This window comes from Ruegeria sp. AB6 (genome assembly GCF_056542685.1).
This window is the reverse complement of record NZ_JBQGAD010000001.1, coordinates 47,866-69,703: the sequence shown is the minus strand read 5'-3', so window position 1 is coordinate 69,703 and position 21,838 is coordinate 47,866. Positions and strand designations below refer to the sequence as shown.

Genomic DNA, 21,838 nt, shown 5'->3' with positions numbered 1-21,838 from the left:
GCTTTGCTCACTCGGACAGGGCGCGGGCGATTCCGGCGGCCAATTTTGCGTTATTTCTGACCAATGCGATGTTTGCGGTCAGTGAACGCCCCTCGGTCTGTTCATAGATGCGCTGCAGCAGGTAAGGGGTGACACCTTTGCCGGTGATCCGGTGCGCGTCGGCGTCCGCTTGGGCGGAGGCGATGATCGGGGCCAATTCCTCGGCCGGGATCTGATCTGCGTCGGGGATTGGGTTGGCTACGAGTTGCCCGCCAGGCAGCCCAAGGGCGCGGCGAGTGGCGTGGGCCTTGGCGATGGCTTCGGCGGTGTCCATACGCAATGGCGCGGCATAAGGGGATTTGGCGGACCAGAAGGCGGGGAATTCGTCCTGCCCGTGAGCTATGACGGGGACGCCCAGCGTTTCAAGAACCTCGAGCGTTTTGGCCAGATCGAGGATGGCTTTTGCACCGGCGGCCACAACAGTCACAGGGGTTTGAGCCAACTCATGCAGGTCCGCTGAAATATCGAACGAAGTTTCGGCGCCTTGATGCACGCCGCCTATCCCGCCGGTGGCGAAGACCGGAATTCCAGCGTAGTGCGCTGCGATCATTGTGGCGGCGACGGTTGTGGCTCCGGTCCCGCCGGTCGAGATACAGGCCGCCATGTCCGCGCGCGAGATTTTGGCGACACCTTGCGCCTGACCAAGCGCTTTGAGCTGATCCTCTTCCAGCCCCACGTTCAGCACGCCGTCGATGACCGCAATCGTTGCTGGAACGGCACCTGCATCGCGGATGTCCTGTTCGACCTGCGCCGCGACCTCGATGTTCTGGGGGTAGGGCATGCCGTGGGTAATGATGGTGCTTTCCAGCGCAACGATGGGTTGGCCTGCGTCTTTGGCGGCGCGGACCTCGGCCGAGTAGTGGATGTCGATCACAGTGGGGTTTCTCCGGAAACGTAAGTGGCGGCGGCGTGCAAGGCGCGGGTCAGGGCAGCGTCGGGGGCGGCCCCGGCGGCCTCGGATGCGATATGCGCCGCCATGAAAGTGTCGCCCGCGCCAGTCACGCGGGTGACCAGAACGGACGGGGGTGTTTGGGTCAGAATCTCATCTGCGGTGCCGACAGTGGCCGAGTTGCCGCCATCTGTGACAAGCACTCGCAAGGCGCCGCGGTCCAGCAGGCCCTTGGCAGCGGATTCGGAATCGGTGAACTCGCGCTGACACAGGAGCCCTGCCTCTTCGAGGTTCACGTAGAGCGTCGCGCGGGCATGTTTGAGGAAGGGCAACAGGCGCTCGGCCTTACCGGGTGAGGCAGGGGCCACGCGCAAATCGGCTTTTGCGAAGGCCGGGCTTTGGGCGATTTCTTCCAGCAAAGTTAGCGTCAGGTTGCCATCCAATGCGATGGGGCCTTCGAACGGTGTGTTCTCGTAACCCAGCGGCCCATGCATCAGCGGGCGTAGGATTTTCGCGCCCGCAGCCTCAAGCGAATGCGCGTCGGCGATGGCGGCGATCAGACCATTGGCACCTTCGACAGCCATATAGCGGTCGGTCGGCAAATCCTGCGAGCGGTAGACGTGATCCGTGACCATGCCCAGCCGTGCGCAGGCATTGACCAGTTCGTCGCCTTCAGGGTCGCGGCCAATGGCGGTCAGCAGGGTGGGTGTCATGCCGAACCGCACCAGTGTCATGGCGATATTCATCGCCACACCGCCGGGCAGGCGGGTGATCCGCCCCGGCACGTCTGACCCCTGCCGCATAGCGCTGGCAGATCGCCCGATCACGTCCCACAAGACCGATCCGATACACAGGATTTCGCTAGTCTGAGTCATGCCCGTGTCATGCCGCAGCGTCACGGCAGGTGCAAGGGATAACGCTCACATCGCGTCGGTCAGGGCTTTCAGCGCGGCAACAGGATCGTCCTGCGACCAGATCTCGTCGCCAATGCCAAAGAAATCGGTGTGCGGCGACAGCGCGCGGATCAGCTCGGGGGTCAGGCCGCCTTCGGCCACAACCGGAACCTCGATCATCTCGGACCACCACTGGAACAGGTCTTTTTCTGCGATTGTGCCATCGCCCAAGGCCGATGCGCCAACCGGGCCAAAGGCCACGTAGTCCGCGCCATGCTCACCTGCGGTCATGCCGTCATGGCTGGAGGCCGCGCAAAAGCTGCCGACGATGGCATCCGCGCCCAGTTCTTTGCGTGCCGACCGGACCGAGCGCGCACCGTCATCCAGATGCACCCCGTCCAGCCCTAGCCGCTGCGCCAGCAGGACATGGTTCGAGATCACGATCGCCACATCCCGTGCGTGCGCGACCTCGCGGCAGGCATCGGCGGCGCGGGCGATGGTGTCTTCGTCGCTACCCGCCAAGGCGAGGCGGATGCAGGCGATCTCTGTGCTGTCCAGCACGCGGCCCAACTGCTCGGGGAAGGTGCTCAGGGTGATCGTGGGCGGGGTGATCAGGTAAATCTGCGGCTGCTCGGGGGTGTCCATTGGCGCGTCCTTCGCTTTCAGTCTTTGGCGCGGTTTAGCGGATTGGGCCGGGGAAGCAAACTTTTATGCCGGATATTGGCGTATTTGGCCTCCCGGACGGCTTGCCCTGCGCCAAAGCGCCGATTACAGCAAGCGGAACTTTCGGAGACAGCCATGCCCAGCGACAAATCCCAGCCTTCCTTTGTGCTCGTGCGCCCTCAGATGGGCGAAAACATCGGTGCTGCCGCGCGGGCGATGTGGAACTTCGGGCTGGACCGGATGCGGATTGTTGCCCCACGTGATGGCTGGCCGAACCCCAAGGCGGTGGCGATGTCCAGCGGGGCCGGGCGGTTGTTGGATGAGGCGCAGCTGTTTGATGATCTGGCCGGGTCGTTGGCTGACAGCACCTTTGTCTTCGCAACCACTGCACGCCAGCGCGGGTTGACCAAGCCAGTCTACAGCCCCGAGCGCGCCATGCAAATCGCCGCCGAAAAGGTCGCAGCGGGTGAAAAAGTCGCCGTGCTGTTCGGCCCCGAACGCGCGGGGCTTGAGAATGAAGATATCGCCAAGGCAAACGCCATCATCTCGGTTCCGGTGAACCCCGAATATGCCTCGCTCAACCTCGGGCAATGCGTGTTGCTGACCGCCTACGAGTGGATGCGCCAAAGCGCCGATGTGGTGCATGAGGCCACCGATCTGGGCAAGGGCGATTGGGCCACAGGGATCGAGGTCGAAAAACTGGTCGAACACTACGAGGACCGGCTGGAAGAGGCGGGGTTCTTCTACCCACCCGAAAAGGCCGAAGGGATGAAGACCAATCTGCGCAACCTCTGGTCGCGTATGCGGATGACGCGGGCCGATGTGCAGATACTGCACGGGATCATGCGGCAGATGGTCCGCTGGAAGGACAAGGGCTAAGGCTGGACCTATCTTCCGCTTCACCCTAGCGTGCGACGAAACAAGGACATGAGGACAGCATGAGCGGCAAGCGCAGCATCTTCGAAGAAGTCTCGGGCGACCAGAAACAAGAGGTGGTTCAGCCCGGTATGATCGACCGTGGCCGTGGCGGCGCGCGCAAGGCGATCCGGGCTTGGCTGATGATGCTGTTCGCGCTGGTCGTGATCATGATTGCCGTTGGCGGCCTGACGCGCCTGACCGACAGCGGCTTATCGATCACCGAATGGCGTCCGATCACCGGGGCCATCCCGCCGATGTCCGAGGCCGACTGGCAATCCGAGTTCGACAAGTACAAGGAAATCGACCAGTGGCGCATCCAGAACCAGTGGATGGAGCTGGACGATTTCAAATTCATCTACTGGTGGGAATGGGGTCATCGTCAGCTGGGCCGCGTGATCGGTCTGGTCTGGGCCATCGGGTTCTTTGGTTTCTTGGCCGCGCGGAAAATCCCTACGGGTTGGACTAGTAAGCTTTTGATCCCCGGTGTTCTGGGCGGAGTTCAGGGCGCTGTCGGTTGGTGGATGGTCGCTTCGGGCGTGACGCAGGGCGAGGGGATGACTGCCGTCGCCAGCTATCGCCTGGCCACTCATCTGGGTCTGGCCTTTGTGATCCTCGGGTTCCTTGCGTGGTACATCTTTGAGCTGGGCCGCGAGGAGCGTGACCTGATGCAGGCCCGCCGCGCGAAAGAGGCGAAGCTGTTCTCGCTCTCGACCGGTTTGATGCATTTCGCATTCCTGCAAATTCTGATTGGCGCACTGGTCGCCGGGATTGATGCGGGGCGGTCTTTCACCGACTGGCCTTTGATCGGCGGACAGCTTTTGCCGCCCGACGCCACGATGCTGGAGCCGATGTGGCGCAACTTTTTCGAAAGTCCCGGTCTGGTGCAGTTCATTCACCGTTGCGCGGGCTATCTACTGCTGATCTTCGGCGTCATCGTCTGGCGGCGCGGCGGCACCAGCGCGCATCCGCAGACGCGGTTTGCCTTTAACGCCGCCTTTGCGGCGCTGGCACTGCAAGTGGTGATCGGCATCATAACCGTGGTCTATGCCGCACCGTGGCAGATCGCGATTGTCCATCAGTTCATGGCCGTGGTCGTCTGGACCCTGATCCTGCGCGCGCGTTTCCTGACCGCTTACCCAATCGCAACTTCGATCCGCGGAGCGTGACATGACCGCCTTTGACGACCTGATGGCCTTTCAACGGGAAACCTCGGCGCTGGGGCAGATTGCCGGGCGGCTGGGCTGGGACCAAGAAACGGTGATGCCGCGCGGAGCTGCGCCGCAACGGGCCGAGGAAATGGCTGCGATCGAAGCTGTTCTGCACGCGCGCCGATCCGACCCGCGCGTGGCTGAATGGCTGGATCAGGCCGACCCGCAGGATGAGGTCGGCAAGGCGCAGCTGCGCGAAATCCGCCGATCCTATGAGCGCACGGTCAAAGTTCCCGCTGACTTGGCCAAGGAGATTGCGCGTGTCACATCCGCTGCGCAGGGCACATGGGCGCAGGCCCGCGCGGACGAAGATGTGGCCGCGTTCCTGCCCGTGCTGCAAAACGTCGTTGCCTTGAAACGTGAAGAGGGCGCGGCGCTGGCGCAAGGCGGTGACGTCTATGACGCCATGGTCGAGGATTATGAGCCCTACACCACGGGCACTCAAATTGCCGAAATCTTCGACCAGATGCGCCCGCGTCTGGTGGCCCTGCGCGCAGCTGTTTTGGACTGCCCCGCGCCGCAAGCCCTGACCGGTACATTTGACGAACTGACCCAGATGCGCCTGTCGCAGAAACTGGCGACCACCTTCGGCTATGACCTGAACACGGGTCGCGTGGACAAGGCGGTGCATCCGTTCAGCTCGGGCAGCGGGCTGGACGTGCGGATCACCACCCGTACCAGCGAGACCGATCCGTTCAACTGCTTCTACTCGACTATTCATGAGGTCGGCCATGCCGCTTATGAGCAAGGCATCGACCAAGCTTATGCGCTGACCCCGCTGGGCAGTGGGGTGTCGATGGGCGTGCATGAAAGCCAAAGCCGGATTTATGAAAACCAGCTGGGCCGCTCGCGTGCGTTCACCGGCTGGCTGTTCGATCAGATGACAGCGGCCTTTGGCGATTTCGGGATTAGTGACGCCGACGCATTCTATGCCACCGTCAACGGTGTTCATAACGGCTATATCCGAACCGAGGCGGATGAGGTGCAATATAACCTGCACATCATGCTGCGCTTTGATCTGGAGCGCGCCCTGATGGCCGGAGACCTGCAGGTCAGCGATCTGGAAGCCGCTTGGAATGACCGTTTCAAGGCCGATTTCGGCTATGCGGTCGACAAGCCTTCAAACGGGTGCTTACAGGATGTGCATTGGTCGGTGGGGCTGTTTGGCTATTTCCCGACCTACTCGCTGGGCAATGTCTACGCCGGATGCCTGTATGAGGCGCTGCGCGCGGCGCTACCAGATTTGGACGCGCAGCTTGCGCAAGGTGACTCGACGGGCGCAACCGGCTGGCTGCGCGAGAACCTGCAGCGCCATGGCGGGCTTTATGCCCCGCGCGAGGTCATAACCCGCGCCAGTGGGGTTGAACCGGGGCCAGAGCCGTTGCTGACGTATCTGGAAGACAAATTCTGCAAGCTCTACGGCCTCTGACCCTCACGTTTCAGTGTTCGGCCGTGGGAATCTTTGTGCCAGACGATAGAGTGCCCCAGAGGCGACTTGGGAGGGGCACGTGTCGATCAAAAACAAGTTGAAAACCCAAGCTGCGGTTGTGCTGACCAGCGAGGGCCTGCACGGCGCAAGGCAGCGTATTGCCGAGGTGCGACGGAGGCTCAGCGGCGAGCCTCATACCGTACAGTATTTTCACGACGTTGCTGATCCCTATTGCCACCTCAGCCTGCAGCTTTTGCTTAAGTTACAGAACAAATTTGATGTCCAGATCGAGCCGCATCTGATCTCGCGCCCGGCTTCGGATATCCAGCCGTTGCCCACCGAATACTGGCAGAATTCATGGGCCGACACTGTGCGATGGGCGCGACGTTTAGGGTTTGCAGCGCCACAGCAGCCGGCCCCGTCTGACGCGGGTTTTGCGCAAGCCGAGCGGCGTCTTGCGGCCCTGTTGGGTGATCAGGACTTCGCCTCAAAAGCACTGCAAATCAGCACTGCGCTGTGGTCCGGTCTGGATATCCCCGAAGGCGCGCACTCTGATCCGAATGTGGCGCGGCGAGCAGGGGATCAGGCTCTTGCCGCCGCCGGGCATTACCTTGGCGGCAGCTTTGCGTATGGGGGCGAATGCTATTGGGGGCCGGACCGGCTTGGATACCTGGACGGGCGTTTGGCGACGCTTGGGCTTGGGCCGTCGCACCCGCCCATTGTGCCGGACTATTCCGAGCCCTTCCCTGATGCAACAGGGCAGGAACTGGAGTTCTTTTTCTCGTTTCGAAGCCCGTATTCCTATCTGGCTTTCGACCGTGTACGCGATCTAGCCACGCGGACCAATGCGCGTTTGATCTTGCGTCCGGTGCTTCCGATGTTGATGCGTGGACTGCCCGTTCCCAAAGCGAAATCATCATATATTTTAGGGGATTGCGCGCGCGAAGCGCGGCATCTGGCCATCCCGTTTGGTCGTATTAGCGACCCTTTGGGCGCGGGCATTGAAAGGGGGTACGCCCTATTGGATTATGCCGAAGCCGAGGGTCGCCTGCCGGAATATTGCGCGGCTTTCATGACCGGCGCTTGGGCCCAAGGATTGGATGCCAGCACCGATACCGGGCTTGCGGAGGTCGTGCGTCAAGCGGGTTTGGAATGGCAAACGGCCAAGACATTGATTGGCACTTCTGACTGGCGGACCCGGGTCGAGGCCAACCAGGAACGTCTTCTCCAAATCGGGCTTTGGGGGGTTCCCAGCTTTCATCTGAACGGCCAAAGCGTTTGGGGTCAGGACAGGCTTTGGGTGCTTCAGGATCTTATGCGAGCACAAGCTTAACAAGCCATCCCGCTATGTGTGTGTCAAAGTATGACCTCGCCGCTCAACATGGGTCGCGCGGCGAGGTCACCAGATGGTTTTGGACTATTCGGCCTCTTCATCGCCCTGATCGGCGATCCAAGCGACGCTGACGACTTCTTCGCCCTTGCCGGTGTTGAACACCCGCACGCCGCCTGCGCTGCGCGACCGGAAGGAAATCCCGTCAACCGGCACCCGGATCGACTGCCCCTTGGAGGTGGCCAGCATGATCTGATCGTCGATCTCAACCGGGAACGAGGCCACAAGATCGCCGCCGCGCATGGCCTTGTCCATCGCTGCGACACCCATGCCACCACGCCCGCGCACGGGGTAATCGTGGCTTGAGCTTAGCTTGCCTGCACCGCCCTTGGTGATCGTCAGGATCAGGTTTTCAGCCGCCGACATTTCGGCGTAACGTTCCTGCGGCAGCACGCTGTCGGCGTTGCCCTCATCCTCATCGCTATCGGCTTCATCGGTGACACCGGCCATCAGGCGGCGCATCTTGAGGTAGGCTGCACGCTCGTCCGAGCTGGCGTCGAAGTGGCGGATGATCGACATCGACACGACCTCATCGTCGCCGTTCAGGCGCACACCACGCACACCAACCGACGAGCGGCTATTGAACACCCGCACATCCGTGGACGGGAAGCGGATCGCGCGACCGGATTTGGTAACCAGCATAACGTCGTCATCCTCGGAACAGATACGGGCGTTGATCAGCTTGGTCTCGGCGTGCTCGTCCTCGAACTTCATGGCGATCTTGCCGTTGCGTTTGACGTTGGTGAAATCCGACAGGCGATTGCGCCGCACGGTGCCCGCGCTGGTGGCGAACATGATCTGAAGGTTCTCCCATTCCTCGTCTGGAACATCCACCGGCATGATCGCCGCAATGGAGACCCCGGTCGGGATCGGCAGGATGTTGACGATCGCCTTGCCCTTGCCGGTGCGGCCCGATTGCGGCAGGCGCCAGGTCTTGAGCTTGTAGACCATGCCGTCCGTGGTGAAGAACAAAAGCTGCGTATGGGTGTTGGCCACGAAGAGGGTGGTGACCACGTCCTCTTCCTTGGTCTGCATCCCCGAAAGTCCCTTACCGCCACGTTTTTGCGCCCGGAAATCGGCCAGCGGGGTACGCTTGATATAGCCGCCCGAGGTGACGGTCACGACCATGTCTTCGCGTTCGATCAGGTCTTCGTCTTCCATGTCGCCGGACCAGTCGACGATCTCGGTGCGACGGGGAACGGCGAACTGATCGCGCACTTCTCGTAGCTCATCGCCGATGATAGACATGATACGCTCGCGCGATGACAGAATATCCAGATATTCTTTGATCTTGGCGGCCAGTTGCTCCAGCTCGTCCGTGACCTCTTTGACGCCCAGTTGGGTCAGGCGTTGCAGGCGCAGTTCCAGAATGGCGCGGGCCTGAACCTCGGTCAGGTTATAGGTGCCATCGTCGTTCATCTTGGACAGAGGATCGTCGATCAGGCGCAGATAGCCTTCGATCTCGGCCGCAGGCCAGCGGCGGGTCATCAGTTTCTCGCGCGCCTCAGCTGCGTCTGCCGACGAACGGATGGTGGCAACCACTTCGTCCACGTTCGAGACGGCCACGGCCAGACCACACAGGATATGGCTACGTTCGCGCGCTTTGCGCAGATCGTATGCGGTGCGGCGGGCGACGACGTCTTCGCGGAAGTCGATGAACGACGTCAGGAACCGGCGCAGGGTCAGTTGCTCGGGCCGACCCCCGTTCAGGGCCAGCATGTTACAACCAAAGGACGTCTGCATCGGTGAGAAGCGGTACAGCTGGTTGAGCACTACCTCGGGCGTTGCGTCGCGCTTCAGTTCAACGACAACACGCACGCCGTTGCGGTCGGATTCGTCCTGCACATGAGCGACGCCTTCGATGCGCTTTTCGCGCACGGCCTCGGCGATTTTTTCGATCATCGCGGCCTTGTTTACCTGATACGGGATCTCATCCACGACGATGGCGTAGCGATCCTTGCGCAACTCTTCCACGCGGGTCTTGGCGCGGATGATGACGCTGCCGCGCCCCTCAAGATACGCTTTGCGCGCACCGGACCGGCCCAGCATGACGCCGCCGGTCGGGAAATCAGGGCCGGGGACGTATTCGATCAGTTGTTCGGAGGTCAGGTCCGGATCATCAATCAGCGCAAGTGTGGCGTCGACTACTTCGCCCAGATTGTGCGGAGGGATATTCGTCGCCATACCCACAGCGATACCGCCAGCCCCATTCACCAGCATGTTCGGGAAACGGGCGGGCAGGACGGTCGGCTCTTTGTCTTTGCCGTCGTAGTTGTCCTGAAAATCAACCGTCTCTTTTTCGATATCGGCCAACAACGCGGCAGCGGGCTTGTCCATCCGCACCTCGGTGTACCGCATGGCGGCCGGGTTATCGCCGTCCATCGAGCCAAAGTTGCCCTGACCATCCAGCAGTGGCAGCGACATCGAGAAATCCTGCGCCATCCGCACCAGCGCGTCATAGATCGCACTGTCACCGTGCGGGTGGTATTTACCCATCACATCGCCGACCGGACGCGCCGATTTGCGATAGGCCTTGTCGTGGGTGTTGCCGGTTTCGTGCATGGCGTACAGAATCCGCCGATGCACCGGTTTCAGCCCATCGCGCAGATCGGGGATCGCGCGGCTGACAATGACCGACATCGCATAGTCCAGATAGGACGTGCGCATCTCGGATTCGATTGACACCGTCGGACCGTCATAGACGGGACGCTCGGGCGGGGTTTCATCCATGTTTTCTGGGGTTTCTGGCGTATCGCTCACGTAAACTGCCCGATCTTTAGCTTGGGTCTATATCTTGTGGATGCACTCTATCAGACCCGGCACATAAGGTGCAAGCAAGCTGATCATTTCCGGCAAAAAAGCCACGGTAACAGCTGGGTAACATATTGTTATCAGCCTGTTAGGGGGTTTGCGTGTTACCCTGAAGAGACCTTGCAAGAAATTGGAGGTCTATATGACGCAAAGCGAAACCGAATTGATGCTGAAAGGGTACGGGCTGACGACGGCGGAATTCTTCTATCACATGCCCGACTATATCCACGTCCTAAACACGTTCATCTGGCAGGATTACGATCTTGCCCCGGACCATCCGAAACTGTTCGATTTCATCGAATTCTGGCAGCGTGAGATTGAAGGTCCACTGCATTCGGTGCGCTACACGCACCGCAAGATGATCGCGCCCGGTGAATGGCGCAACATGGTGGGTGAGTTTCGGGTAAACTAGCCGACTCGCCAAGCATAGACCGAGCAGCCGGTCGATCCCGATCCGGTAAAGCTGTTGCCATCCTCGGACAGGCGGCCGCGCCATGTCACGGTGATGCCGGGGAAATAATCCGTTCCGTTAAGCTCTTGCTCGTTAAGGTAGACGACCGTGTTGGCTTTTTGCCCCAACGAATCCGTCAGGCTGCCCGTGAATTTGTTGCTACCCGCACTGGTGTACCTAACTGAACCGGTCACTTTGACGACCAGCGCGCAGGTTGCTTTGAAGCTCCAACTTCCGCTTAGGGACACGGCCGAAGATGCTGTGGTGCGGGGGGCTGTAGGTGCAGGTGCTGCGACGCAGATAGTGCCGCTTTTGCCTTCCAGTTCGTCCAGCGCGTGCCGCGTGCCCAGATCGTCCGCACCCAGATTGGATTTGCTGGCGCGTCGGTAATCCGCAAAGGCGCGTTTGGTACGGGGACCTGCGACTCCATCGGCCCCGCCCGCATTGCATCCCAGCGCGTTCAAGGCCGCTTGAGTCGCCTGCATCACCTGCTTTGAATCCTGAATGACAGCGGGTGCAGGGGTCTCGGGGTCCTGCAACCCGGCACGCAATTGCAACGCGATTTCATAGGTATAGTCAGTGGACTGGTCCGCGTATGTCTCAAGAAACGTGTCCAGAGCCGAAACCGTACCGACGGACCGGGCTAATTCCAGATCGGCGCGCATCTTTTCAATCGGCGGCGTGACCGTATCGACGGAAGGGGCGGCGACAGCGGCCGGGGTGAAATAGAACTCGCCCAACAGCTCATCATAGTAAGCTGGGACTTGATTGTGCTGCACGGTGCGAGACAGATCTCGGACTTCGCGCCTGAGATCGGCGACCATACTGCGCAGCTCTAGCCCCGGTTGCGCCAGGCGAGGCAGCAAGGCGCGGGTGAAGACCGAGTTTGGTTAGGCCTCGTTATCATGCAGCCGGTCCAGCGCCATCTGGCCCGCCCCGGCCGAGAATATCACGAACATGCCTTGCGGCGCGTCGATGCGACCCAAACCGCGGGTGCCGCCGATGCTACGTCCGGCAGTGGTTTCAAACGGGTTATCTCGGCAGGCGTCGATAATGGCGATTGATGTCCGCGCCCCGGTGCTACGCACGCGATTCAGCAGATTCGACAGGGCGATGGATTCGGATTTGACGAAATCGGTCTCACCAGCAAAGGGGGTTTCGATATCCGTGGGTAGAAGATAGTTCTCGCCGTCAATTTCAACTCCATGCCCGGCGAAGAAAACAAAAGCTGTATCCCCTGCCTCAAGCTGCGCGGTGAATTCCGAGATTCGTTGGTTCATGCCGCGCCGGTCCAGGTTCAACCCCTCGAACGTCTCGAACCCCAATGCCCGAAGCTGCCGCGACACCGCTTCGGCATCGGCAACGGCTTTCTGCAGGACAGGGACCGACTCGTATTGATTGTTGCCGATGACCAGCGCCAACCGGTCCTGCGCCCAAAGCGGAACAGCCCAAACTATGAACCAAAAGGAAATCAGCCACTTCATTTCAAGCCCCGGTTTTCCAACATCCACTGACTTTATAGCGGATGACGGGGGCTCACCTCAGTGACTTTGTTTACTTAGCGGCGTCTCAGCCCGAGCAACTGGCGCCACCCAATACGCAGAACTTGGCGCAATGTGGGTGGTTGAGATGCACGTCCGCCTCGGCCTCAGCCAGGGTCGAGCCCATTTCGAACTCGGGCTCGTAGGCCAGCAGGGTGCAGGCCAGAACGGCGGGTTTTTCTGCGCCTTTGCGCTTGACCACCATCCGAGCGTTCGAACACATCACTGCGTCAGGTGACTTGTCCAGAATGCCCCAGCAGGCCGTCGTGATCTCGGGCACTTCGACGGATTCGTCCATTTCCGGGAACAGCACTGTCTGTGCCGGGTTCTGTGCGTCGATGTCAAAGCCGTGCTGGTCAAAAAATGCAGCATATCCGGCGCGGCTGTCAGTATCGCTGTCGCCCCAAACCGTCCGACCGGCAACCGCCATGCGAAACCCATTGTCGCGCAGCCATTCCATGCCGGTCACGGTCTTTTCGAAACTGCCCTTGCCGCGTTCTTCATCATGCAGGTCGGGGCGGTAGTGATCGACCGAAATGCGTAGGGTCAGCTTGTCGCCATAGGTGCGTTGCAGCTCCAGCAGCCCTTCGCGCATCTTGCGGCGCATCATCGGTGCCATCGCGTTGGTCAGGATCAGAACCTCAAACCCACGCTCAAGCGCGGCACGGGTCATTTCGATCATCTCGGGGTTCATGAAGGGTTCACCGCCCGTAAACCCGATCTCGCGCACCGGCCAGTTGCGTTCTTCGATCTGGTCCAGATAATCGCGCACCTCATCGGCGGTGATATAGACCAGCGCATCATTGGAGGGACTGCTGAGGATATAGCAGTTCTGGCACTCGATATTGCACAGCGTGCCGGTGTTGAACCACAGCGTTTCGGGGTTCTTCAACGCCACCGACGCGCGGGTTTGTCCATTGGCTGTCACCAATTTGTCCTGAAACTTGCCGATATTGGCAGCGCTTGTGACGTTGTCTTTCATTCCGGTATCCGGTTCTTTGAAGTCATTGCACTGACTTAGACGGTTGGGGCGGGTTCGTTAAGTGCGACATTGACGTCCTGACAGAGTTTTGAAGATGAGGGTTTCTGAATAGATGATTGCGCTAACATTGGACATGCGCCAGCGGTCAAGGTAAGGAAAACACATGGTTTCTCGCATCATCCCTGTTGATCCCTTTGATCTGGTCATTTTTGGCGGAACCGGTGATCTGGCCCAGCGCAAGATCCTGCCGGCGCTGTTCCGCAGATTTTGCGCCGGGCAATGGGTGGACGGGGCCCAAATCATAGGTGCTGCGCGCACGGGATATGACAGCAACGGGTTCCGCGATGTGGTGCGCGAATCGCTCAAGACTCACGCGGCGAAGCAATGTCAGGACGTCTCGGCGCTCGAGTCGTTTTTGCGGCGGCTGGACTATGTGGCGCTGGATGGGGTCTCGGATGAAGGGTGGGGGCATTTGGCCCGCCGGCTAAAGCCCGGTCGGGTGCGGGCCTTTTACTTTTCGGTTGGGCCGCGCCTGTTTGGTCCGCTGGCCGAACGGATTGAGGCGCACGGGCTGATCACACCCCTGACGCGGATCGTGGTCGAAAAACCTTTTGGCCATGACCTGGACAGCGCGCAGGCTTTGAACGCTACTCTGGCCGCGCATTTCACCGAGAACCAGATTTACCGGATTGACCATTATCTGGGCAAGGAGACGGTCCAGAACCTTATGGCCGTCCGTTTCGGGAATATGCTGTTCGAACCGCTCTGGAACAGCCAATACGTCGATCACATCCAGATCACGGTGGCCGAATCCGTTGGGATTGATGGGCGGGAAGAGTATTATGACCGCGCAGGCGCCATGCGTGACATGATGCAGAACCACCTGATGCAGCTTTTGTGCCTGATCGCGATGGAGCCTCCAGCGAAGTTCGACCCAGACGCGGTGCGGGACGAAAAGCTGAAGGTCATCCGCGCTCTGGACCCGGTCGAGCCGCATCACATTGTGCGCGGCCAGTTCGAGGGTGAGGGCTCGGGCTATCGCCAGGTCGTGGGCAACGAACGCTCGACCACGGAAAGCTATGTGGCGTTGAAGGCGCATGTTAGCAATTGGCGGTGGGCGGGCACACCTTTCTATCTGCGCACGGGGAAGCGGCTGGTGGCGCGCTCCTCGGTGATCAACGTGATGTTCAAGGACGCGCCGCACTCGATATTCGGTGCTGATGCGGGGCGTCATGCGAATGTGCTGTCGATCCGGTTGCAGCCGAATGAGGGCATCACGCTGAAAGTGACAATCAAGGAGCCGGGCCCGGGCGGCATGCGTCTGGTCGATGTGCCACTAGATATGAGCTTTGCCGAGGCGCTGGGGCCGGAAAATCAGGACCCGCCCGATGCCTATGAGCGGCTGGTTATGGACGTGATCCGGGGTAACCAGACCTTGTTCATGCGTGGGGATGAAGTCGAGGCCGCATGGGCCTGGACCGATCCCATCATCGCCGGATGGCAGGCACGTGGTGATGTGCCGAAACCTTATGATAGTGGCAGCACAGGACCGGGCGACGCCGAGCTGCTGATGAAACGGGACGGTCGCCGCTGGCAAGGAATAAACCCATGAATATACAGGAATACCCCGACAGGGACATGCTGGCCATCGACGTTGCCAATGCGTTGGCCGGAGATCTTGAGGCCGCCTTGCTGCACCACGATATGGTCTCACTTGCGGTTCCCGGCGGCACCACGCCCGGGCCGGTCTTTGACGGGTTATGCGCGGCCGATCTGGATTGGGACCGCGTGCGTGTCCTGCCCACCGATGAACGCTGTGTGCCCGGTGACAGCGACCGTTCAAACGAACGACTTATCCGCGAACGTTTGCTGACCAACCGCGCCTCGGTCGCGCAATACGTGCCGCTGTTCGTGGAAGGAAAAGACCCAGAGGCAGTGCTGCCCGAGATCGAAAGCCTGATCACGCCAGTTCTGCCCCTGTCCGTATTGGTGCTGGGCATGGGTGAGGATATGCACACGGCGTCTTTGTTTCCGGGGATGGCGGGGTTGGCGACTGCCTTGGACAGCCACGCGCCGCCCCTGACCATCGCTCGTACCGAAACGCAGCCCGAGGCGCGTATCTCGCTGACGGCCCCCGTACTGGACGGTGCCTTGTCCAAGCATCTTGTCATTTTCGGCACCGCTAAGCGCGAGGCGTTGAACAAAGCCATGGCGTTGCCACCGGAAGAGGCCCCGATTGCCGCCGTTCTCAGCGGCATGACAGTCCATTGGGCGGAGTGATGCGATGAAACTAGACGACCTCAAGACCCTTGCGACCAGCACAAAAACCATTCTGGATCTGTTCGAACAGAACCCGAACCGGGCGCAGGAGTTCTCGGCCTCGACCGGGGATATGCTGTTTGACTATTCCAAGACCCAGATTGACGGCGATATCCGCGCGGCGCTGATCAAGCTCTGCGACGACGCCGGTCTGGCGGATCGGCGCGAGGCGATGTTCTCAGGCGCCAAGATCAACGAAACCGAAGGGCGCGCGGTGTTGCACACGGCGCTGCGCAACCTTGATGGCGGCCCGGTCGAGGTCGACGGGCTGGACGTGATGCCCGATGTTCTGGACACGCTGCACCAGATGCGGATCTTCGCCGAAGAGGTGCGCGGCGGCACTTACGACGGGGTTGGGGGCAGTTTTACCGATGTGGTGAATATCGGCATTGGCGGGTCCGATCTGGGGCCCGTGATGGCGACGCACGCCCTGTCGCCCTATCATGACGGTCCCCGGCTGCACTATGTGTCCAATGTGGACGGGGCGCATATCGCGGATACTCTGCGCCAGTTGGATCCGACGCGAACGTTGGTGATCGTCGCGTCGAAAACCTTCACCACGATCGAGACGATGACCAACGCCCGCACTGCACGGGCGTGGATGTCCGAAGGTGGCGGCGATCCGGCGCGTCAATTCGCAGCCGTCTCAAGCGCTTTGGACAATACACAGGCTTTTGGCATCCCAGCTGAGCGCGTGTTCGGGTTCGCCGATTGGGTCGGTGGGCGGTATTCGGTCTGGGGTCCCGTGGGTCTGCCAGTGATGATCGCTGTGGGGTCGAACGCGTTTGACGCGTTCCTGCGCGGTGGCCAGTCCATGGACGTGCATTTCCGCGCTGCGGAATGGGCCGAGAACTTGCCGGTGATGCTGGCCCTGGTCGGTATCTGGCATCGGCAGGTTTTGGGCCATGCCAGCCGCGCGGTTCTGCCCTATGACCAGCGATTGCTGCGCCTGCCTGCATATTTCCAACAGCTTGAGATGGAATCGAACGGTAAATCCGTCGCGATGGACGGCACAGCGTTAGAGGTTGCGTCCGGCCCCGTGGTCTGGGGCGAGCCCGGTACCAATGGCCAGCACGCCTTTTACCAGTTGATCCATCAGGGCACAGATGTGATACCGTGCGAATTCATGGTCGCCGCCGAAGGGCACGAGCCCGAGCTGGCCCATCATCACCGTCTGCTATTGGCAAATTGTCTGGCTCAGTCCGAGGCGCTGATGCGCGGTCGGTCTCTGGACGAGGCCCGCGACCGAATGGCCGCCAAAGGTCTGGAAGGGGCTGAACTGGACCGTCAGGCCCGGCACCGCGTCTTTCCGGGCAATCGCCCGTCGACAACACTGATCTATCCGCAGCTTACGCCGTTTGTTCTGGGCCAGATCATTGCGCTCTATGAACATCGCGTCTTTGTTGAGGGCATATTGCTGGGCATCAACTCGTTCGATCAATGGGGGGTCGAGCTGGGGAAAGAGCTTGCGACCTCACTGGGTCCGATCGTGGATGGCGAAGAGGACACCGCAGGCAAAGACGGGTCGACCGCCGCGTTGGTGGCCTATGCGTTGCGTCAGCGGGGTGAGTAAAATCGGCTTGCCGTAGCGGCAGGCTGCATTCTTTTATTGTCAGACAATTAAATGATTGGCAGGATTTGTCCTGACCGTCCCGACGCTAACGTCGGGCCAGAACAAGGGGCCGCCGAACAGAAGCGGCCACCACCAAGGGAGGATGTCCATGCTGGGACAAATGATGACGCAGCCGTTGCTGATCTCGTCGCTGATCAAGCACGCTGATTGCTACCATGGTCAGACCGAGATTGTTTCCGTCGAAACGGACGGAACGGTGACGGAAACCAACTGGTCCGAAGTTTCGACCAATGCACGGAAACTGGCCTCTGCGCTGACGGCATTGGGGCTTGAACCCCAAGCACGGATCGGGACGCTGGCCTGGAACAACCGGCGCCATCTTGAGATCTACTATGGCACCTCAGGCGCCGGGTTCGTGTGCCACACGATCAATCCCCGTCTGTTCCCTGAGCAGCTGACCTATATCATCAACCACGCGCAGGACCGGGTGCTGTTCTTTGATGCAACGTTTATCCCTCTGGTCGCCGCGCTGCATTCGCATCTGACCGAAGTGCAGCATTTCGTGCTGATGGGCCAGCGCAAAGAGGATGCGATCGCGCAGGTGCCGGGTGTTCAGTTCTATGATGAGTTTATCGAGACCGGGGATGCCGGGTTTGATTGGCCCAGCTTTGATGAAAATACCGCGTCCAGCCTGTGTTATACCTCGGGCACGACCGGGAACCCTAAGGGTGTTCTGTATTCTCATCGTTCGACAGTGCTGCATAGCTTTGGCTCGAACACGCGCGATGTTATCGGGTTTTCGGCTATGGATGTCGTGTTGCCGGTGGTGCCGATGTTTCATGTGAACGCCTGGGGTTCGCCCTATGCCTGCGCGATGTCCGGGTCGCGAATGGTTTTGCCGGGGCCAGACTTGCACGGCGAAGCTCTGGTCAAGCTGATCGACACATATGGTGTGACGCTCGCCATGGGTGTGCCAACGATCTGGCAGGGGCTGCTGGCTTACGCGCAGGAATCGGGCAGCAAACTGGAAACTCTGGAACGCACGGTCATTGGCGGGGCCGCGTGCCCACCGTCGATGATCGAGACCTTCCGCGAGGTCTACGGCGTGGACACCATCCACGCCTGGGGCATGAGCGAAATGAGCCCACTTGGTACTGCCAACCATCCGCTGTCGAAACATGCGAAACTGCCGATCGAAGCGCAGCACAAACTGCGCGAAAGCCAGGGGCGCCCTTGCTATGGGGTCGAGTTGAAGATCGTGGACGATGACGGCAATGAATTGCCGCGCGATGGCGTAACGCAGGGCGATCTGATGGTGCGCGGGCCGTGGGTGTTGGACAGCTATTTCCAGATGCAGGATCAGGATCTGTTGCAGGATGGCTGGTTTGCCACGGGCGATGTGGCGACGCTGGATGCGGATGGCTATATGACGATCCGGGACCGGTCCAAAGACATCATCAAATCGGGCGGTGAATGGATCAGCTCGGTCGAGCTGGAAAACATCGCCGTTGCCCATCCCAAGCTGGCAACAGCGGCCGTCATCGGCGTGCCGCATCCGAAATGGGACGAACGCCCCCTATTGGTGGCGGTGAAAGCCGACGGCGCAGAGCCGAGCGAGGAAGAACTGCTGGCCTTTTTCGACGGCAAGATCGCCAAATGGCAAGTGCCGGATAAGGTTGTCTTTGTTGATGCTTTGCCACTGAACGCAACGGGCAAGGTTCTGAAACGCAACCTGCGCGTGGATTTCGAAGACGCACTGAAGGGTTGAGGTCTGCGCTTGGGAAGAATGGCTCCGGCGGTAGGGATCGAACCTACGACCAATTGATTAACAGTCAACTGCTCTACCGCTGAGCTACGCCGGAACGGTTCGCGCCGTATAGCAATCACAATCTCTGTCGTCCAGAGGGGATGGTGAAGTTTTTTCGACGAAAAAATTTGGCCCGCGTGAAGGCAAATGTTTCGCGCCAAATCTGTGTGTTTTGAAGGAGGATTTGGCTCCGGCGGTAGGGATCGAACCTACGACCAATTGATTAACAGTCAACTGCTCTACCGCTGAGCTACGCCGGAACTGAGGGCCGTATAACAACACCGAAATTTGCCGTCCAGAGGGGATCGGCATCAAATGACGAAAAAGTTTACGCCTTATGGTAATCGGGTGAACTCGGCCTCGACGGACAGCACACCTTTGGGCGAAGCCATTGATCTGACGGTTAAATCGACCAGATGAGCAAATACGTTGCGCGTCGCGGCCGGAAGCAGTGCGGCGGGGGTTTCGGTGTAGATCCTCTCTGCCAGCTGGCGGGCTGTGCCGGGTCGATCCTCTAATGCGGACAGAATCTGGGCCTCACGCGCTGTGCGGTGTTGGATCAGCCAGTCCAACCGGGCGGCAGGGTCGGTGATCGGCGCGCCGTGCCCGGCGTGAAACACCGACCAGTCGCCGGCGCGCAGACGGTGACAGGCTTGCATGAAATCCGTCAGGTCGCCATCCGGTGGCGAAACCAGGGAACTCGCCCACCCCATGACATGATCTGCGGTGAAACAGGTCTGCCCCCAACCCAGCGCAATATGATTGCCAAGGTGGCCTGGTGTGTGAATGACCTCTAGCTGCCAGTCATCGCCCGTGATGACCTGCCCATCGGTTAGTTCGATATCAGGGCGGAAGGCCGTGTCGATGCCCTCTCCGCCGCCGGTCAGCCCTTTTTGGGCGAGCTCTTGCATCACAGCGCTGCGCCCGGCCTCGGGGCCGCCAAAGGCCAGAACCGGCGCGCCGGTCCGCAGGGCCAGAGGGGCGGCAAGCGGAGAGTGATCCAGATGCGTATGCGTGACGATGATATGGCTGATGCGCTGGCTGGGGGTCAGGGCGGACAGAATCGCCTCGAGATGCACATCGCTGAGGGGGCCTGGGTCGATAACGGCACAGTCCCGCGTGCCCAGCAGATAGGTGTTCGTGCCTCGATAGGTCATAGGCGACGGATTCGGGGCCAGAATGCGCCTGAGGCCGGACTGCAATTCGAAAGCCTGACCGGCGGGTGGATTGAAATCGTCGGGGGCCTGCATTCTGTGCTCTTTCTCTTGTCCGATCAGCCCGTTAGGTTTAGCGCATGTCGAGTGCCTGGCTCAAATCCTATATGCCGCGCAGCCTGTACGCGCGGGCGGCCATCATCCTGGTGTTGCCGGTTGTAGTTTTGTTGCTGGTGGTCGGTATCGCCTTTCTGCAAAAACACCTTGAGGATGTGACGGCACAGATGACCACCTCCTCGGCGCGCGAAGTCACGCTGATTCTGGAAACGATGGAGGGGGCTGAGACGCAGTTTCAGGCGCTTGCCGCCATACGGCAGGACCTTGTTGCCCTGGATATGAAAGCGCGGTTTCTGGGTATTGATGAACGTCCTGCGGTCGGAATGCGGCGCTGGTATGATTTTATCGCGCCGCAAGTTGCAGCGGAATTACACGCCAAGCTGCCACAACTGACGGCAGTGGCTTTGCCCAGCGGTGACGAGGCGCGCCTGTATCTTCAAACCGATCTGGGCCCGTTCGAACTGGTGCTAGATCGCCGCCGCCTGTCCCCGGCCGCACCACATCAGTTGATCGTGACGATGGTATTTTTCGCAGTCGTCATGACGACGATCTCGTTTCTATACATGCGCAACCAACTTCGGCCCATCACCCGCCTGGCGGATGCGGCCCAAGCATTTGGGCGCGGGCGGGTGGTACCGTATTCGCCAGGTGGCGCGATTGAGGTACGCGCCGCGGGGAGCGCGTTTTTGGACATGCGCGCCCGGATCGAGCGGCAAATCGAACAGCGCACCCTGATGTTGTCCGGTGTAAGCCACGATCTGCGTACACCTCTGACCCGGCTCAAGCTGGGATTGTCGATGCTGCCCGAAGATGAAGCCGCACCTCTGCAAAAGGATGTAGACGAGATGCAGTTGCTGCTGGATGCGTTCCTCGAATTCTCGCGCGGAGCAGCCGAGGGTGCTCCGGAACAGGTTGATCCGCGCCATTTGCTGCAAGTGATTGTTGATGACGCACAGCGCGCGGGTTACGACGCGCGTTTGGTTGCAACCGATGGGGAAGGGCAGGCCATGCTGCGTCCGACCGCGATCCGGCGGGCAGTCGAAAACCTGATTGGCAATGCTGTGCGCTATGGCAACAAGGCCGAATTGAGCCTCTCGTTGACCGCCAAAACTCTGCGAATCCGAGTCGAGGATGATGGTCCCGGCATCGCGCCTGAAGATCGGACCGAAGCGGTGAAGCCGTTTTCGCGGCTTGATCCGGCACGCAACCAGAACAAGGGCAGCGGCGTGGGTCTAGGGCTGGCGATCGTCGCTGATATCGCCCGCGCGCATGGTGGTGTATTGCGGCTGGGAAAGAGTGAAAGGCTTGGCGGGCTGAGCGCGGATATCATCATCGCGCGCTAGAAGTTCCAATAGCGTTTGGCGCGACGGAATCGGGTCATTTGGCCCCAACTAGAGACTGAGAATTCAAGCCATCTTATTCGATTCCAAGAACAAAGTAGCCAAAACCTGTCAAATTGTGTATATATTAACGCAAAATGAACGCGCTATGGGGAATTCCGTTAGAGACGGTGGGACTCTGAGTGTATTAAAGTTCAGTTAATATTTGAGGTTGTGGGTGTCGGGTATCGCTTTTCAAAGCGAGGTGGTTGTTGTGAATTGGTTTTTTGTTGTTGGTATTGGCGCTGTGGTTGGCGCTGTGGCCATGGGCTGGT

The 21,838-nt window shown here is 60.2% G+C and carries 18 protein-coding genes and 2 tRNA genes; 10 read left to right on the top strand and 10 right to left on the bottom strand.

Translation table 11 applies throughout. The features are described from left to right. Nucleotides 1-7 precede the first annotated feature (7 nt). Genes ACR0DB_RS00340 through ACR0DB_RS00330 form a run of 3 tightly spaced genes read right to left on the bottom strand, consistent with a single transcriptional unit; the run spans nt 8 to nt 2,466 of the window. A complete protein-coding gene (locus ACR0DB_RS00340) occupies nt 8-913 on the bottom strand; it encodes a pseudouridine-5'-phosphate glycosidase (RefSeq protein WP_480548124.1) in 906 nt (301 codons plus the stop codon). Next, nucleotides 910-1,803, bottom strand: coding sequence for a PfkB family carbohydrate kinase (locus tag ACR0DB_RS00335; protein WP_170354321.1), 894 nt, complete (start codon nt 1,801-1,803; stop codon nt 910-912). Before ACR0DB_RS00335 ends, ACR0DB_RS00340 begins: the two co-directional genes overlap by 4 nt. Before the next feature lie 45 nt (nt 1,804-1,848). Then, complete coding sequence (locus tag ACR0DB_RS00330; protein ID WP_480548122.1) at nt 1,849-2,466, bottom strand: thiamine phosphate synthase; 618 nt, start codon at nt 2,464-2,466, stop codon at nt 1,849-1,851. Between the two features lie 153 nt (nt 2,467-2,619). Here ACR0DB_RS00330 and ACR0DB_RS00325 point away from each other — a divergent pair, with 153 nt between their 5' ends. The 4 genes from ACR0DB_RS00325 to ACR0DB_RS00310 all read left to right on the top strand — a co-directional run bounded on the left by ACR0DB_RS00325 (nt 2,620) and on the right by ACR0DB_RS00310 (nt 7,372). After that, nucleotides 2,620-3,363: an RNA methyltransferase gene (locus tag ACR0DB_RS00325; RefSeq protein WP_480548120.1), complete on the top strand. Its 744-nt coding sequence runs from the start codon at nt 2,620-2,622 to the stop codon at nt 3,361-3,363. A gap of 59 nt (nt 3,364-3,422) precedes the next feature. After that, on the top strand, nt 3,423-4,568 hold the full coding sequence (gene ctaA / locus ACR0DB_RS00320) for a heme A synthase (protein ID WP_480548118.1): 1,146 nt from the start codon (nt 3,423-3,425) through the stop codon (nt 4,566-4,568). Between the two features lies 1 nt (nt 4,569). Further along, nucleotides 4,570-6,039: a carboxypeptidase M32 gene (locus ACR0DB_RS00315; protein ID WP_480548116.1), complete on the top strand. Its 1,470-nt coding sequence runs from the start codon at nt 4,570-4,572 to the stop codon at nt 6,037-6,039. A gap of 79 nt (nt 6,040-6,118) precedes the next feature. Beyond that, a complete protein-coding gene (locus ACR0DB_RS00310) occupies nt 6,119-7,372 on the top strand; it encodes a DsbA family protein (RefSeq protein ID WP_480548114.1) in 1,254 nt (417 codons plus the stop codon). 84 nt (nt 7,373-7,456) lie between these two features. Here the strand turns inward: ACR0DB_RS00310 and gyrA are convergent, their stop codons facing one another. Next, nucleotides 7,457-10,189: a DNA gyrase subunit A gene (gene gyrA / locus ACR0DB_RS00305; protein WP_480548112.1), complete on the bottom strand. Its 2,733-nt coding sequence runs from the start codon at nt 10,187-10,189 to the stop codon at nt 7,457-7,459. A 193-nt stretch (nt 10,190-10,382) separates the two neighbouring features. Between gyrA and ACR0DB_RS00300 the strand changes: the two genes are divergently transcribed. Beyond that, nucleotides 10,383-10,652: an usg protein gene (locus ACR0DB_RS00300; protein ID WP_170774269.1), complete on the top strand. Its 270-nt coding sequence runs from the start codon at nt 10,383-10,385 to the stop codon at nt 10,650-10,652. Here ACR0DB_RS00300 and ACR0DB_RS00295 read toward each other — a convergent pair. The 3 genes from ACR0DB_RS00295 to ACR0DB_RS00285 form a co-directional block, all read right to left on the bottom strand. Continuing rightward, nucleotides 10,649-11,515: a peptidoglycan-binding domain-containing protein gene (locus ACR0DB_RS00295; RefSeq protein ID WP_480548110.1), complete on the bottom strand. Its 867-nt coding sequence runs from the start codon at nt 11,513-11,515 to the stop codon at nt 10,649-10,651. The two genes, ACR0DB_RS00300 and ACR0DB_RS00295, sit on opposite strands and share 4 nt — an antisense overlap. Nucleotides 11,516-11,581: 66 nt before the next feature. Continuing rightward, nucleotides 11,582-12,175, bottom strand: a complete 594-nt coding sequence (locus ACR0DB_RS00290) for a caspase family protein (RefSeq protein ID WP_480548108.1) — start codon at nt 12,173-12,175, stop codon at nt 11,582-11,584. 85 nt (nt 12,176-12,260) lie between these two features. After that, entirely contained in the window at nt 12,261-13,214 is a 954-nt protein-coding gene (locus tag ACR0DB_RS00285; RefSeq protein ID WP_480548106.1) for a radical SAM protein, read from the bottom strand. Nucleotides 13,215-13,377: 163 nt separating this feature from the next. On the opposite strand from ACR0DB_RS00285, the gene zwf reads away from it, so the two are divergent. From zwf to ACR0DB_RS00265, 4 genes are all read left to right on the top strand, one after another. Beyond that, a complete protein-coding gene (gene zwf, locus ACR0DB_RS00280) occupies nt 13,378-14,826 on the top strand; it encodes a glucose-6-phosphate dehydrogenase (protein WP_480548104.1) in 1,449 nt (482 codons plus the stop codon). After that, nucleotides 14,823-15,494 carry a 6-phosphogluconolactonase gene (gene pgl / locus ACR0DB_RS00275; RefSeq protein ID WP_480548102.1) on the top strand — a complete coding sequence of 224 codons (672 nt, stop codon included), beginning with the start codon at nt 14,823-14,825 and terminating at the stop codon, nt 15,492-15,494. The genes zwf and pgl overlap by 4 nt, the downstream gene beginning before the upstream one ends. Before the next feature lie 4 nt (nt 15,495-15,498). Continuing rightward, nucleotides 15,499-17,106 carry a glucose-6-phosphate isomerase gene (gene pgi / locus ACR0DB_RS00270; protein WP_480548100.1) on the top strand — a complete coding sequence of 536 codons (1,608 nt, stop codon included), beginning with the start codon at nt 15,499-15,501 and terminating at the stop codon, nt 17,104-17,106. 148 nt (nt 17,107-17,254) lie between these two features. Continuing rightward, nucleotides 17,255-18,874 (top strand): long-chain-fatty-acid--CoA ligase, encoded by a 1,620-nt coding sequence (locus tag ACR0DB_RS00265; protein WP_480548098.1) that lies wholly within the window; start codon nt 17,255-17,257, stop codon nt 18,872-18,874. A 19-nt stretch (nt 18,875-18,893) separates the two neighbouring features. Here ACR0DB_RS00265 and ACR0DB_RS00260 read toward each other — a convergent pair. The 3 genes from ACR0DB_RS00260 to ACR0DB_RS00250 all read right to left on the bottom strand — a co-directional run bounded on the left by ACR0DB_RS00260 (nt 18,894) and on the right by ACR0DB_RS00250 (nt 20,163). Further along, nucleotides 18,894-18,968: transfer RNA gene (locus ACR0DB_RS00260), tRNA-Asn, on the bottom strand. Nucleotides 18,969-19,098: 130 nt separating this feature from the next. Continuing rightward, nucleotides 19,099-19,173: transfer RNA gene (locus ACR0DB_RS00255), tRNA-Asn, on the bottom strand. A gap of 75 nt (nt 19,174-19,248) precedes the next feature. After that, a complete protein-coding gene (locus tag ACR0DB_RS00250; RefSeq protein ID WP_480548096.1) occupies nt 19,249-20,163 on the bottom strand; it encodes an MBL fold metallo-hydrolase in 915 nt (304 codons plus the stop codon). A 44-nt stretch (nt 20,164-20,207) separates the two neighbouring features. Here ACR0DB_RS00250 and ACR0DB_RS00245 point away from each other — a divergent pair, with 44 nt between their 5' ends. Further along, the gene (locus tag ACR0DB_RS00245; RefSeq protein ID WP_480548094.1) at nt 20,208-21,527 is read left to right on the top strand and encodes an ATP-binding protein; all 1,320 of its coding nucleotides are present in this window, start codon (nt 20,208-20,210) and stop codon (nt 21,525-21,527) included. Nucleotides 21,528-21,838: the final 311 nt, after the last annotated feature.